The organism is Streptomyces sp. NPDC054047 (assembly GCF_055585065.1).
This window is the reverse complement of sequence record NZ_JBVJKV010000004.1, coordinates 623,426-636,947: the sequence shown is the minus strand read 5'-3', so window position 1 is coordinate 636,947 and position 13,522 is coordinate 623,426. Positions and strand designations below refer to the sequence as shown.

General features: G+C 67.2%; 12 protein-coding genes and 2 pseudogenes. 9 read left to right on the top strand and 5 right to left on the bottom strand.

All coding sequences use genetic code 11. From position 1 onward, the window contains the following. Window positions 1-1,396 precede the first annotated feature (1,396 nt). Entirely contained in the window at window positions 1,397-2,362 is a 966-nt protein-coding gene (locus tag ACZ6ZP_RS19695) for a DUF4331 family protein (protein WP_469407681.1), read from the top strand. A 507-nt stretch (window positions 2,363-2,869) separates the two neighbouring features. Here ACZ6ZP_RS19695 and ACZ6ZP_RS19690 read toward each other — a convergent pair. After that, a pseudogene (locus tag ACZ6ZP_RS19690) lies at window positions 2,870-3,479 on the bottom strand (IS5 family transposase); the annotation flags it as partial. Window positions 3,480-3,531: 52 nt separating this feature from the next. After that, window positions 3,532-4,098: a hypothetical protein gene (locus ACZ6ZP_RS19685; protein WP_469407680.1), complete on the bottom strand. Its 567-nt coding sequence runs from the start codon at window positions 4,096-4,098 to the stop codon at window positions 3,532-3,534. Window positions 4,099-4,477: 379 nt separating this feature from the next. On the opposite strand from ACZ6ZP_RS19685, the gene ACZ6ZP_RS19680 reads away from it, so the two are divergent. Further along, window positions 4,478-4,837 (top strand): hypothetical protein, encoded by a 360-nt coding sequence (locus ACZ6ZP_RS19680; protein WP_469407679.1) that lies wholly within the window; start codon window positions 4,478-4,480, stop codon window positions 4,835-4,837. A 154-nt stretch (window positions 4,838-4,991) separates the two neighbouring features. Next, window positions 4,992-5,138: a hypothetical protein gene (locus tag ACZ6ZP_RS19675; protein ID WP_383825648.1), complete on the top strand. Its 147-nt coding sequence runs from the start codon at window positions 4,992-4,994 to the stop codon at window positions 5,136-5,138. A 62-nt stretch (window positions 5,139-5,200) separates the two neighbouring features. Here the strand turns inward: ACZ6ZP_RS19675 and ACZ6ZP_RS19670 are convergent, their stop codons facing one another. Both ACZ6ZP_RS19670 and ACZ6ZP_RS19665 read right to left on the bottom strand, forming a co-directional pair. After that, window positions 5,201-5,839 carry an SMI1/KNR4 family protein gene (locus ACZ6ZP_RS19670; RefSeq protein ID WP_469407678.1) on the bottom strand — a complete coding sequence of 213 codons (639 nt, stop codon included), beginning with the start codon at window positions 5,837-5,839 and terminating at the stop codon, window positions 5,201-5,203. 805 nt (window positions 5,840-6,644) lie between these two features. Then, window positions 6,645-7,331: a hypothetical protein gene (locus tag ACZ6ZP_RS19665; RefSeq protein WP_351172495.1), complete on the bottom strand. Its 687-nt coding sequence runs from the start codon at window positions 7,329-7,331 to the stop codon at window positions 6,645-6,647. 540 nt (window positions 7,332-7,871) lie between these two features. Here ACZ6ZP_RS19665 and ACZ6ZP_RS19660 point away from each other — a divergent pair. Continuing rightward, window positions 7,872-8,084, top strand: coding sequence for a hypothetical protein (locus tag ACZ6ZP_RS19660; protein ID WP_383825639.1), 213 nt, complete (start codon window positions 7,872-7,874; stop codon window positions 8,082-8,084). A gap of 384 nt (window positions 8,085-8,468) precedes the next feature. Here the strand turns inward: ACZ6ZP_RS19660 and ACZ6ZP_RS19655 are convergent. Continuing rightward, window positions 8,469-8,666, bottom strand: a pseudogene (locus ACZ6ZP_RS19655) (helix-turn-helix domain-containing protein); the annotation flags it as partial. Between the two features lie 718 nt (window positions 8,667-9,384). Here ACZ6ZP_RS19655 and ACZ6ZP_RS19650 point away from each other — a divergent pair. From ACZ6ZP_RS19650 to ACZ6ZP_RS19630, 5 genes are read left to right on the top strand one after another with little or no spacing between them, the layout of a single operon-like run. After that, complete coding sequence (locus ACZ6ZP_RS19650) at window positions 9,385-10,584, top strand: ATP-binding protein (protein WP_361056577.1); 1,200 nt, start codon at window positions 9,385-9,387, stop codon at window positions 10,582-10,584. Further along, window positions 10,581-10,979 (top strand): roadblock/LC7 domain-containing protein, encoded by a 399-nt coding sequence (locus tag ACZ6ZP_RS19645; protein WP_160509868.1) that lies wholly within the window; start codon window positions 10,581-10,583, stop codon window positions 10,977-10,979. The genes ACZ6ZP_RS19650 and ACZ6ZP_RS19645 overlap by 4 nt, the downstream gene beginning before the upstream one ends. Beyond that, complete coding sequence (locus ACZ6ZP_RS19640) at window positions 10,976-11,365, top strand: DUF742 domain-containing protein (RefSeq protein WP_469407676.1); 390 nt, start codon at window positions 10,976-10,978, stop codon at window positions 11,363-11,365. Before ACZ6ZP_RS19645 ends, ACZ6ZP_RS19640 begins: the two co-directional genes overlap by 4 nt. Next, entirely contained in the window at window positions 11,340-11,945 is a 606-nt protein-coding gene (locus ACZ6ZP_RS19635) for a GTP-binding protein (RefSeq protein ID WP_351172505.1), read from the top strand. The genes ACZ6ZP_RS19640 and ACZ6ZP_RS19635 overlap by 26 nt, the downstream gene beginning before the upstream one ends. After that, complete coding sequence (locus ACZ6ZP_RS19630) at window positions 11,942-13,297, top strand: cytochrome P450 (RefSeq protein WP_469407675.1); 1,356 nt, start codon at window positions 11,942-11,944, stop codon at window positions 13,295-13,297. The genes ACZ6ZP_RS19635 and ACZ6ZP_RS19630 overlap by 4 nt, the downstream gene beginning before the upstream one ends. Window positions 13,298-13,522: the final 225 nt, after the last annotated feature.

Genomic DNA, 13,522 nt, shown 5'->3' with positions numbered 1-13,522 from the left:
GCCACCACAACAACCCACCCACAGCACCCACCCCCACCCCACACCCGGCAGAAGACACCAACCCCGCACCCAAACCACGGAGTTGAGCACACCCCCGGCAGCGCACGCGCATCCCGAGCCGGAGCCGGAGCAAGGAGTGCAACCCGGTGCCCGGCGCGGGGCGCAAGACGTTGGACCCGCGCCGAAGCGGGGAGCTGACTACACCCCGACACCCGGCAGCGGACGCCGAACCCGTCCCGGCCCCAGGAACACGCCCCGACGCAGGGCGCAGGACACCGACACCAGACGGGGGGGACGCCGGACCCGCACCGGACCCGGACCCGGTCGCGGTGTCCGGCGGGGGACGCCGAACCCGCGCCCGGACCCAGGACTGCACCCCGACGCAGGGCGCAAGGACGCCGGACCCGTGCGGGCCCCGGTCGCCGTCGCCGCGGTACCCGCCGGGGACGCCGATCCCGCCCCGGAGCGCGGAGTTGACTACACCCCGACACCCGGCAGCGGACGCCGAACCCGCACCGGACCCAGGAACACACCCCGACGCGGGGCGCAGGACACCGACACCAGACGGGGGGACGCCGGACTCGCGCCGGACCCAGCCGTAGTCGCGGTATCCGCGCCGGGGTCAGGACTGGCGCGCGGGCGGGGCAGAGGGGACGCCAATCCCGTCCCGGAGCGCGGAGTTGACTACACCCCGGCCCCCAGCAGCGCACTCCAAACCCGCACCGGACCCAGGAACACACCCCGACACGGGGCGCAGCACACCGACACCAGACAGGGCGACGCCCGACCCGCACCAGACCCAGGAACACACCCCGACGCAGGGCGCAAGGACACCGGCCCCGTGCGGGCCCCGGTCGCCGTCGCCGCACCCGCCGGCCCACCTACCACCTCCCACAGGCCTGTCACCACACCCTCAAGAAAGCCCCACCCGTGGCACACCACCACAGTGACCCCCCGCCGACCGCGCAAAAGCCCCTCCAACCACATCACAGCAACCCCGACCAAATAACTGAACGACCCACCCACCAACAACACCCCCACCACAACCACCAACACCCCCACCAACCACCAGCCACCAGCCACCAACCACAGAGCGGATGGCGTTTTTGTGCAGCTGTGGGCCCGGTTAGGCCGGAGACACCCGCTCCTCGCGGTGTCCGTCTGGCATCGCGAATACGCCGGATGACGGATATGCAGCCGACGGCAACAGGCAGATTGTTGCTCTCGACGGTCCTCACGCCACGAGAGTCGCAACGACCTGCAAGTGAGCCAGCGACGGTGTTCGTCCCAGGTGGGAGGGCAGCGCAGGGGCCCAGTGCCTTCCGCGACGAACTGCCAACTCTCCACCGCCCGCCACGGAACTTGGTCCGCACAGCCACCCGATAGGAGTCACGACATGGCGCACCACGTCTCCGGCCTGGGCATCAGCCCCACGAGCATGGATCCCAGGAGCCACATCACCGACCTCTACGCATTTCAGAAGCCAGGTGATGCAAGCAAGACGATCCTGGTGCTGAACATCAATCCGACCTCGCCGATCACCGACGACGCCGTCGATCACGAGTCGGTCTACGAGCTCGGCGTGGACACCGACGCCGACGCGGTCACCGACATCGCCTTCCGCATACGCTTCTCACCAGTGCGGGAGAGCGCGCAGACCGCAAGCCTGCAACTGGCGACCGGCCGGGAGGCTGCGGCCGACCTGGACGCCGGGGACACGGTCCTTCTCGACGCTCCGGTGAGCTTCGGCTCCGAGCCGCAGATCACTGCGACCGGTGACTTCAGGTTCTTCGCGGGACTTCGCAGCGACCCGTTCTTCGCGGACCCCGTCGGTGCGAACGACAAATTCCAGTGGACCGGCAAGGACTTCTTCACCGACAAGAACGTGTTCGGCATCGTGCTGGAAGTCCCCAACAGTACGCTCGGGCCGAACCCGCAGGTGGGTGTCTGGGCCAGAGTCCTGGTTCCACACGAGGGCCGACTGGTCCAGGGTGACCGGGCCGGGCGGCCCGGGGTCGACGCCAACTTCAACCAGAGCGACGACGCCAAGCGAGTCTGGAACCAGCAGGAACCGTCTCATGATCGCGAAGGCTTCCTCGACAAGTTCACCCGCGTCTTCGAACAGGCGGGCCACCCCAAGGATCGGGCGACCGCACTCGCGGCAAGCTTGCTCCCCGACCTTCTGACGTATGACTACACCAGCGCCGAAGGATTCCCCAACGGCCGTAATCTCACCGACGATGTCATCAATATGGGGATCGCCCAGCTGAGCAACGGCACTGTGCCCCACGACGGGCTGCGGCCCCACACCGACCTTCGCACCGACTTCCCCTTCCTGGGCAATCCGCACGAACGTGACTGACGCGAACAAGGCTGGGCCCCTGCTCTGTGAGCCAGGGCCGCGGCATCGCCTGGGATGCCGTGCTGATCAGACGAGGGGGTTGGCGGCGAGGCGGATGGTGCGGGGCTGGTGTTGTGGGCCCGGATGCGGATCGGTTCGGGCTTGACGACGGCATCCTGTTCGACGGGGTGGGGCTCGCTGCGCGGAGGTCGGGGCGGCGGGTGAGGCAGCGGACCATGAGCGTGATCATCGTCTAGGCGAGGTGGGCTTCGCTGTCAGAATGAACCGCTCAGTTCGGCGTCGAAACTGACAGGCCGGCCGCCCCGGCTGCCCTTCCCCTTGTGGTTGGCGGCCTGGTCCTTCTTCTCCGGGATGACTGCTGTGATGTGTCATCTGCGCAAGTAGGCGCGGTCGGCTCGGGAGGATTAGGCCTCGTCGCCGGTGACGGCGTTGGGTGCGGGGACGTCCGACCGGCAGGCGGACCCGCACGACCCGCACCTTGCAGAGCACGGGGATGAACTGCGGGCTGTCGGCGGCCTGTCCCGCGGTCAGCACGAGCGACAGCGGCCGGCACCTGCGATCTCCGGCGAGATGGACCTTGCTGGTCAGCCCGCCCCGGGACCTGCCGAGCAGAGCTTGGTTCAAACGGAGCCCGCAGCGTCGGCGGACGCGTCGCCGTTCTTTCCTCTTGGGGTCGTTCCCCTCGTCCTGTCCGTTCTGTCCCTCCAGGCTCCCCCCTATTGCCGGCCTGTTCCTGCTCGGCGGCGGCCTCCTTCAGTGCGTCCAGGATCTCCTTGCCGATGCGCATTCCGGCCGCGTCGCGATGGGCACGGACGGTCGTGGAATCCACGCTGACCAGGGACAGGGCCGTCTCACCCCGATGGGCGGCGTCGGTGATCAGGCCTTCCAGCAGCGCACTGAAGACGCCGACGTGCCGCCAGACCCGGATGCGTCCGTAGACGGTGGGCCAGGGGCCGAACTCACCAGGTATCTCCCGCCACTGGGCACTGGACCGAAACCGCCAGATCACCCCCTCGAACTGGTCCCGCAGCCGCTGGGGGCACGGACCGTACTCACCGATCGGCGGGCACGGCTCGATGAACTCCCATTGCTCGTCGCTCAGTTGCCTCCGCGTCACACCCAGCGTCCTACCAGTCCCCTTCCCTCACAGGGATGGAACCTGGTTCGGTTCACAACATCGAACAAGCCTTGTGTCGTCGGTGGTACGACCAGGTCACCGCCGCCAGGAGCGGGCCCCACAGCAGCAGTGGGGCGTAGGCGGCGAAGAAGAGCACTTCGCCGGCCGAGATGCCGGGGTCCGGGCTGGGCGAGGTCAGCAGTCCTCCGAAGAACAGGACCCACCACAGGACAGTGACCGCGAGGGCTCCCAGCGAAGCGGCGAGGACCGCGAGCCTTCGGTCGACCGGGCGTCCTCCGAGGAACGGAATCCAGCAGGGCACCACCTCTCCCCAGGGCCGTACCAGGCCCAGAGTGAGATACGAGGCGGCCTCGGCGATGGCGCCGATCAGCAGTACGTAAGCCATGCCGATCAGCGGGGAGTTGTGGGGGAACGCGGCGAGGAAGTCCTCTCGCTCCATCACTCCGACCGGCACCCCGAGCACGAGCGCGACGCGCCACACCCCGGAGGGGACGGTCGACCAGGCCGCGACATGGGCGGCACGCACCGCCCAGCGCGGCGGCGGCGGGGCCGGCTGCGACACGCGGGATACGGGCCAGGCGGGATCCGTCGTCATCATGACCCGAACCTCTCGCACCGCCCGGCCCGGCATGTCGAACCGCATGATGACCCACCTCCGCCGCACGGGGGAGTACAGCCCGCCTCGGCACAGCAGGGGAATACGAACATTGATCACGCCCTCACACAGGCCCTCGTCTCGGCGCTCCGCGGCCACGGCCCGATGCGGAACACCCCCGTGTCCATGGGGTGTCCCGACCCTCCAAGGCATCCTGGGGCACCGTACGAAATACGGCTCGCGGTATGACGGAATGCCGGCGCGCGGCCCAAGCTTCGATCAGTCCTGGCGGTCCTTGCGGGATCTGGCCCGTTAGGGCTGGGCGGCAAGCCATTGCTGTAGTTCCCGGTGGCGTAACTGGCAGGCGTTCAAGTTCAACACCGTGAAGGACCCGGCGGCAGCAGCACACGTCTGGCTGATCCAGAACAAATCGAAGGTCAAGGGCGGCGGAGCGTCGCTGTCCGACCCGCTGCAATACCTGCCGCGCAAGGAACGCAACGAGAAGGCCCACGAGCGCGAAGACAACCGGAAAGAGGTGATGTACTCGAGGTACGCGGGCAAGCGCGCCGACGGCTGGGTGCCCAAAAAGCGGTTCGTGAAGCACTCACGGACCGCGCTGCACCCCGAGATCGTCGAAGGCGATGCGGAGACGATCTCATGTGACGAGTTCCCGTTCTCTTCCACCTACCAGTCCCCCGGAGTTCCGACGGCCATCGGCGGCCATCGGCGGCCAGAACTATGAACCGACCGACGGCGGCGGCGCGTGCACCCAGACCGTAGCGGCCAAGACCGACGACGGCAGTGATCATCTCCTGGACGACACTCGCTACGACGCGCCCTCGTTCGACGAGAAGTGCGGCCGGTCGTCGATGTCGGGGAAGGTCAACTCCGGTTAGATGAGCCTGGATAGCTTCTACACCCCGTTCCTGCAGGAGTTCCGCATCATCGATAAGGACAAGTACCTGCTGGATCCGGGCAACACCTGGTTCAAGGGCTGTGACCCGTCCACGGCAGACCTGGTCTGCGCGATGGCCAAGCCCTGACGACCTCATCGCATCACGGGCCCCGCTGCCGCAGCACGCGGCGGCGGGGCCTGGCTGCACGGTCAGTGCACCGGCCGCCAGTAGGCGGACGCCTCGTCCAGAGTCCGGCGGGCCGGCTCCCGTGTCGGGTCGTCCCAGATCAGGCAGCCCCACACCAGACCGGGCACATCGGAGCCCATCCGGTCGGCCGGCCCTTGGGTGAGGGTGCCAAACACCTCGTCGAAGTAGGCGGCCATCGACGGAAATTGAGGGCCGTCCGGCGGCTCGCTCAGGTACCAGTGGCCTATCCCGTCGTCGGACACCCAATGACCGGATTCGGGCCCGGCCTCGTCACCGGTCAGCCACGGAACCGCGGCCAGACCGCCCCAGGGATCCGGTCTCCCGACGCCGGGGAGCCGGGGCCCCAGCGCCTGGCCCGGGGACATGATGATCCCGTGAGGCAGGAACGCCCCGGAGCCGACCTCGCCTTCCTCGTCCTCCTCGATGACCTGGTGATCCACTCCCCCGCACAGCCGCCACAGGGCAGCCAACTCCACAGGAAGCCCAAACCCCAGCTGCTGGCGCAGCTTCGCCTCTGCCGTACCGACCTCCTCTTCCGACGCCGGCGGCAGCAAGCTGCGATGCGACAGCGGCGCGTGCTCCGCCAGCCACTGCTCGAGCCGGGCCCACGCCGCCTGCACTCGCTGTATCTCTTCGCTCATGCAGGGCACCGTACCGACGACCGGGAACCCACCAACCCCGGTTCCAGCCACAACCGGGCCGGCGGTGTACCAGACGAACGGCGAGGCACTCGAGCCAAGCATCGTCGTGATATGCGGCTTGTCCCTCAAGGTTTGTCCCTCAAGGTTGCGCCGCTTCGTCAGCGACCGGCGCGTACGGACGACACCCCGTGCATGACGGCCAGAGCCCACTGCTTTCAGATGTGTCCGCCCTGACGAACGTTGTCCACTCCACCTGCGCATCGGCACTGTCCTCCGAGCGCATCGAGCAGCTGTCCAAGGTCAGGATGCGGTGGACATGACGGGCATCGTAGTCACCACGGCCGCCGCGCTCGCGGCCGGTGAGCTGTTCGCCCCATGGCACCGTGCTGGGTAGCCCAACTCTTTCCGGTCACGAACGTTGCGTAGGGCGGACTGCCTTTGCGGCGACGGTCCCGGCTGTGCTCTGTCGGCCCGTGAACGGCGAGCAGCGACAGCCCGAAGATGCTTCGCATCCTCGGCGTGATCCGATCGCTCAACGCATCGGGTTCACGGGACTGGTGCGTATAGAGCGAGATACCCAAGAAGCATGCATGCAAAGAGGATGTGTGACGCCGTATGAAGGAAACGGGAAGAGCAGCTATCAAGCGGAACTGAACTCGTACCGCCCCACCTGCCACAGAGGGCGGGTGAGTTCTATCAGGCGCGGGACGGTTCTGTTCGGGTCGCGGGCGCCTAGGTAGTTGAACACCAGCAGCACGGGCGGTCCCGTCGCTGTCGCGGCTTGACAGACGGCATTAGGAATCAGTTACTCCTTCTGGTCGTCCCATGACGTCCGATACCAGCCCCTGAATGATGTCAGCAGCGCCGCGAGCGCGGCGCCGACCCGGGGATCAAGGCCTGGACCACGGAGCAGTACCGCGTTGGACGACGGTTTGTGCTCCATAACTATCTGGCCGTCCGCACGCCATCTCACGCGCCGTGGCGCGCGTGGGAGGTCGCCGTTATCCAGCACGGCGGCGACGAGGGCGAAAGGAAGCAGAGGGGACAGCAGCCAGCAGAAGGCCCACCAGAACAGCCGTCCCTTGTAGCCCACGGCGTCCGGCACACCGGCCTGCGACACCGTCCAGCGGACACGCAACCCGCCGCCCCTGAACGCCTTCCGCCGCGTAATGGTGCCGATGATCTGCCCGTAGGCGTCAAGCACCTGATAGGTCACACGGTGCCCCTCGGTGGACTGCGTGACCAGCCGGGCCAGCATCTGCGCACGTCCCTCGTCGGCCCACAGGAGGAAGGATCGGGTCCCCCTCTTGCGGTCGCCGCGGTACGCGGGGATGCCGCCGGGCGGAAGTTCGCGCTCCACGTGCGCCAGGGCATGGGGCTGCACTCCCGGACCCGCGATGTGGACGGGATGCAGAGGCGGCACCAGGAGCCCGGTGGCTTGCGCGCTCCTGCGGGGTCGCGGGGTGTCGTACATGGTGAGACTGACGGTCATGCGCCCTGCTTCCCATCGGTGGTACGGCCGGGTGAAATCGGCGGCCTCCGGGCGGCGGCGTGAGCGGTGGTGTCCAGCGCCGCTGGATGCGGCCCGGGGCTCCGCTCAGCAGTCACGTCGCGCCTGGAATTTCAACAGGACTGTAGTTCATCCTCGGAGGACGCCTGACGTGGTACAGCTGCGACCACCTCCCCTGCGACATGTGGCCTGCCCCCTCGGCCGCAGTGACTTTGCCCGTCGTCAGCTTGAGCCCTCGCGGCCTGCAGACGGCTGAGGCGTCCCAGACAGCCTCATCCACCACATCCCGTCGGCATGATCGATCACGATCCGCCTGTCTGTCTGTCTGTCTGTCGATCAGCATCGAGGAATCGACAAGGCACGCCTGCGCCGTGGGTTCCCCCAGCGTGACGGCGGGGGTCGCAACGTCGTTGGACGTTGCGACCCCGAGCCAGGCCCCCGGAAGTGTCGTAACCGTCCCCGGTGCCACGCTGCACCGGGGACGGACCTGATCGAGCCCAACGCCAAGGCTGCCATCACCCAGTGCAAGAGATACTCGGGGCCAACTACACGCAGGACCGGGCGCAAGAAGGCAACGAGTACCCGTTCGCCTCCACCCGGAAAGCCTTCCGCCGAGCACGAACACGATTGATCGACAACGGTGACTTCGATTTCTGCTGGCGCCATCACACCGCGCGTGAGCACCAGCGTCTCTATCCGGCGCCCGATCAGCAGGAGTACGGTCTCACGGCTTGATCACACGCTCGGTTACGTCCCGGTCTTGAACAACTACCGGTGCAGATCCGGGTCATGTGAGTGGGCGCCAGGGTTCCAAGCGCACACGCCGTGTCAGAGCAGTCCCGGGGCATCGCACCGCTCTGACTGACCGCTCGCGCGGGTGACACGAACGCCCTTTACGGCATGGTGGGGAGCACCGACTCGCTACGAAGACCACGAACACTCTGTGACCTTCGAGATGTCTTCGGTCTGGCGATGCCGCCACTGGGCGATGTCGTCTTCGCCCAGAGCGAGATGGTGGAGGTAGAGGCAGTAGGCCGCGGCAGGTTGGCCGGCGCCAGCATTCCGATGCGTGTAGAAGGGGCCGCCCCTCGGCAACGGGCTCGCCCCTGACCGTCTGGCAGCGCCGCGCAACGCCTCAATGCCCTGCTCGCACCAGGCCCGCCGCCAGCCCTCCACCGAACGAAGGCTGACCCGCAACTCTTTGGAAGTGACCGCGTTCTTTACACCCCGGCCAAACCCCTCCCCCGCGAGCATCCGTATCCGCTCCCGGGCAACCCGCTGGCCTGGCCCAAGCCCACCACCCTGCGCATACCGCATCACTGCGACATACCACAGGGATCAAACACCGTCACCCTCCACGACAACCCACCGGAAAGATCAGTAAGAAAATTCGATATGCGGGGGTTGCTCCACAAAGAGGGCGAACCGCCCTCCGCCCTTGCCGGCCGTGCCTGATCCCGCTCCTCGGACAGTTCATCTGACGGCGCGGGTTCCGCAATCCGGATCTGCCGGCGGGCAGTAAATCCCAGGCCCACGAGGGCGTCAAGGTCGGCCAGGGCGTGGTGACTTGATGCCCCGATGCGCGCACGCCTGCGTCGACGCCTCGCCCTCCCCCAGCCGCGGCCAAATTAGCCATCTTGCGCTGAGCGGACGCCTCTCGTCCGTGCTTCGCCTTGCCGGCCCGTGTTCCGGTACAGGCATCCGGTCACAAGGTGAGGGCTCTCTGCGCTGCGGAAACTCGGACAGCACACTGCTGGGCGACTCAGTGCGCGGCCGGCTGCTGTGAGTCTCCACGGCGCGCTCACATCTTCTTCACTGACCTGGGCATGGCTTTTTCGCCAACGTGGCCACGGCGTGGCGTACTTGACAAAGCGTCATGATCGTTTGGTGTTACGATCTCGGGCACATGCCACGTGGACTTCATCCTCGGCTTGGCTACAGCCAGGGGGCTCTCCGGGTGGTGAAGGCTGCCCACGTCGAGAGTCCGCATGGATAGATTCCGAGAGCTGGACTCCAGCCGCTCAAAGAGAGTCACATGACAATTTTGCAGGATCCGACGGTCTGGGCGCTTGCTGCCGGCGTCCCTGTCGCCACCATGGTGGTCGTTCGCCAGCGAAAAACGAGTGAGTCGTTGCGCCGTCAGAAGCGGGGACTCGAAAGCGATCTGACCGAACTGCAGGGCAGCCACGCTGACCTCCAATCCACCATCGCAGAGCTCCGCAGAGGCTATGACGAGGTGGTCCGACAGGCAAAGGAAGAGGCGGAGAACGCCACCAATACCGTACTGAAGTCTGCGATGCAGACCCTTCAGGGCCTCGCGGCGGAACAGCAGCGGGCCATCTCCGGGCTGCAGAAGAAGTACGGCGATTCGGCCGTGCTGCGAGATCTGCTGGACGTCGACCACATGAACTCGCAGTTCAACCGGCGTGCACAGTCCATTGCCGTGCTCTGCGGCGGGTGGCTCGGCCGGCAGCGGGATGCGGCATCCATCTACGACGTGATCCGCGCAGCTCAGGGCCGTATCCGGCACTACCAGCGCATCGACATCGCCTCGCGGGTGGACATCGCGGTGACCAGCCGCGCCGTCGAGCCGGTCGCGCTGACGGTGGCCGAACTGCTCGACAACGCCACCAGCTATTCGGCGCCGTCCTCCATGGTCGACGTCGAAGTGCGGACGGTGCCCAAGGGCATGTGCATCGTGATCGACGATGCAGGCGTCGGGATGAGCGAGGAAGAGAAGACGGCCGCCACAGCTCTGCTGTCCAGTGGGTCCGCGGTGAGCGTCTCCGAACTCGGCAATCCTCCCGCGTTCGGTTTCGCGGTGATCGGTGCGCTGTGTGCGCGCTTCGGGTTCACGGTCACCATCGACAGCACTTCTCCCTACGGCGGCGTCCGAGCGGTGGTGATGGTGCCGAAGGAGTTGCTGACCGACATGCCGGAACCCGCGAGGCCCGCCGCAACGCAAGGAGCCAACGCGGGCACAGGGGAGAGCGGTTCGGCTCCCGCGACGACAGCGGGCGACCTGCCCCGGCGACAGAACAAGCGCCGCGCCATGGCACTCGTACCGGACAACCAGCCCGATGAAGCGACTGCGCCGCCGGCCCGGTCGGCGGAGGCACGGGTGGCGGCCATGGGCGCATTTCAGCGCGGCACTCTCAGCGGCCGAAGTGCGGGGGTACCGGCCGCCGAACGCGACACTCCTGCCGATACACACGAAGGATTCGATGCCCCGTGAGCGACGACCTGTCCTGGATGCTCGAGGACGCGCTGGCGATTCCCCATGCCCTGCACGCGGTCCTGATCTCTGCTGATGGCCTGCAGATGTCCCGCACCGCGGAGATCGGCCGGGACGACGCCGACAAGGTGGCCGCCGCCGTGAGCGGACTGCAGTCGCTCAGCCGGTCCGTCGGATTCTTCTGTGGTGACGACGGCACGACCTGGCGCCAGACGCTCATCGAGTTCGACGGTGGCTGGGTGTTCCTGAATGCCGCAGGAGGTGGCTCCTACCTCGCCGTGGCAGCGTCCGCCGAGGTCGACATGGGAGACATCACGTATCGGATGCAGCAACTGGTCAGCCGACTGGGCAAGGCCATGTCGACCGGCCGCCGCACCGACACGGTCACCTCATGACGGATGCGGACCGTCCCGAGCCCGAGCTCGTGTCCGAGGCCGGAGAATTAGTCCGGCCCTATGTCATCACCCGTGGGCGTGACCTGCTCGACGAGGGCGCGTTCGCCCTCATCACTCTCGTCACGTCATCCACCGATGATCAGCAGCGTCCCCAGCGGCTCTCGCCCGAGGAGCAGCAGATCCTGGAGATGTGCTCCAGCGGCTACCTCTCGGTCGCTGAGATCGCCGCTCATTCTCAACTGCCTCTGGGTGTCGTCAAGGTACTGCTCAGTTCCCTCGCCGAGGGGGGCTATCTGGTCACCCGTGCGCCGGTGCCCTCGGCTCGTCTCGCCAACAAGGCCTTGCTTCAGGAGGTGCTCGATGGTCTCAAGGCTCTCTCTGTCTGAGAACGCCTACGTGCGCGACGGTGCACAGCAGACTGCGGTGAAAATCCTGGTCGTCGGGCACTTCGCCGTCGGTAAGACCACTCTGATCGGCTCGCTCTCCGAGATCGCGCCGCTGTCCACCGAGGAGCAGATGACGAGCCTCTCGGAGAGAGTCGACGACCTCAAGGGAGTGCAGGGGAAGACCACGACTACGGTCGCCCTGGACTTCGGTCGCCTGACCCTCAGCGAGCGCATCGTGCTGTATCTGTTCGGGTCACCGGGCCAGCAGCGGTTCGTCAATCTGTGGGACGACATGGCCCGCGGAGCGCTGGGCGCCCTGGTCCTGGTGGACCCCGAGCGACTGGCCGACAGTTTCGAGGTCATGGATCTGGTCGAGAGCTACGGCCTCGACTTCGCCGTGGCCCTCAACCAGTTCGACGGCAGCGCGGTACACACCCCCGAAGCAGTCCGGGAGGCGCTCGACCTGCTGCCCGACACCCCGGTCGTCACCATCGACGCGCGCGACAAAGCGTCGTCCGTCAACGCCCTGATCACCATGGTCCGCTATCTGCAAGAGCGCGCCGCTCTGGAGCACGCATGACAACCCCTCCCGTACCTCCGCCCGGCTGCCCCGCACACGGCAGTGGGCAGCGCATATCCCTTGACACCCCGGAGTTCGCCGCCAACCCGCACGCGTACTACCGTTACATGCACCAGCTCGGCCCCACGGCGCCGGTCACCATCGCGCCCGGCGTGGAGGCGACCCTGGTGACCGACTACAACGCGGCTCTTGGGCTGTTGCAGGATCCCACTATCTTCCGCAAGGACGCGCGCCGCTGGCGTGCGCTGAACGAGGGCCTCATCCGCCCCGACAGCCCGGTCCTGCCGTTGCTGGCCTACCGGCCGAACTGCATGTTCACCGACGGCGCCGAGCACGTGCGACTGCGGCAGGCCATCACCGAGAGCTTCGCCCGCGTCAGCAACAGCCGGCTGAGCCACATCGTCAACCAGGCCGCCCAGTTCCTCATCAACCAGTTCAGCGCTCGCGGCAGTGCCGACCTTCTCAGGGATTACGCGCAACAGCTTCCCCTGTACGTCTTCAACGAACTCTTCGGCTGCCCGGCGGAGATCGGCGACCGGGTCCTGTTCGGCATCTCCGGCATGTTCGACGGCGTCAATGCCGAGCAGGCCAGCCAGGTCCTGCTCCAGGCGGTGGGCGAGCTGGTGGCACTCAAGCGCGTCCATCCCGGGAAGGACATCACGTCCTACCTGATGCAGCACCCGGCACAGCTGACCGACGAGGAACTGGCGCACACGCTGGTGCTGCTCCTCGGCGCGGGCGGCGAACCGGAAGGCAACCTCATCGGCAACGCCTTCTACACGATGCTGACCGTTGAGGAGTACGCGCGCAACGGGCAGTTCGACAAGGCCCTCGATGACACCCTGTGGCGCAACGCGCCCATGTCCAACTACGCGCCGCACTACCCGGTCTCCGACACGGACGTGGCCGGCGACAAGGTCCGCGCCGGCGAGCTGGTCCTGGTGTCCTTCGGTGCCGCCAATACGGCGCTCGCGGACCAGGGGGCCGACACCCGCGGTCACCTGGCCTGGAGCGCAGGCCCGCACGCCTGCCCGTCCAAGGAACCGGCCAGGCTCATCGCCCTGACCGGCTTGGAGGCTCTGTTCAACGCGCTGCCGGACGTTGAACTCGCGGTCCCCGCGGAGAGTCTCGCCTGGCGGCCCGGCCCCTTCAACCGAGCTCTGGCCAGCCTGCCCGTCCGCTTCGGTGCGGTCACCCCGCGCCCCGCGGCCGCGCCGGAGCCGACGGCCGCGTCCCCTGGCCACCAGGCGCACCCTCCCCTGTCGCCCACGCCCGCGCCCGCGGAGCCACAGGCCGCCACCGGCAAGCCGGCGCGCTGGAGCAGCTTCGTGAGGTGGCTGACCGGCCAGTAGCCGATGCACCCCCTGTGATGCAGGCGACACGGGCAGTTGTTGTAGCCTGCATGAAAGATCAACTGCTGGGGTAGGACAGCGCGGAGTGTCTGGAGTGACACGAGATGAAGGAGAGGCAGTGAACCTCGCAACCTCCGCGCCCCGTTCCGCAGGCAACCGGCCGGGCCAGCGGCGCACCATATCCAGCAGCAGGAACTCGTCCGGGTACGACGACCCCGAAAAGGC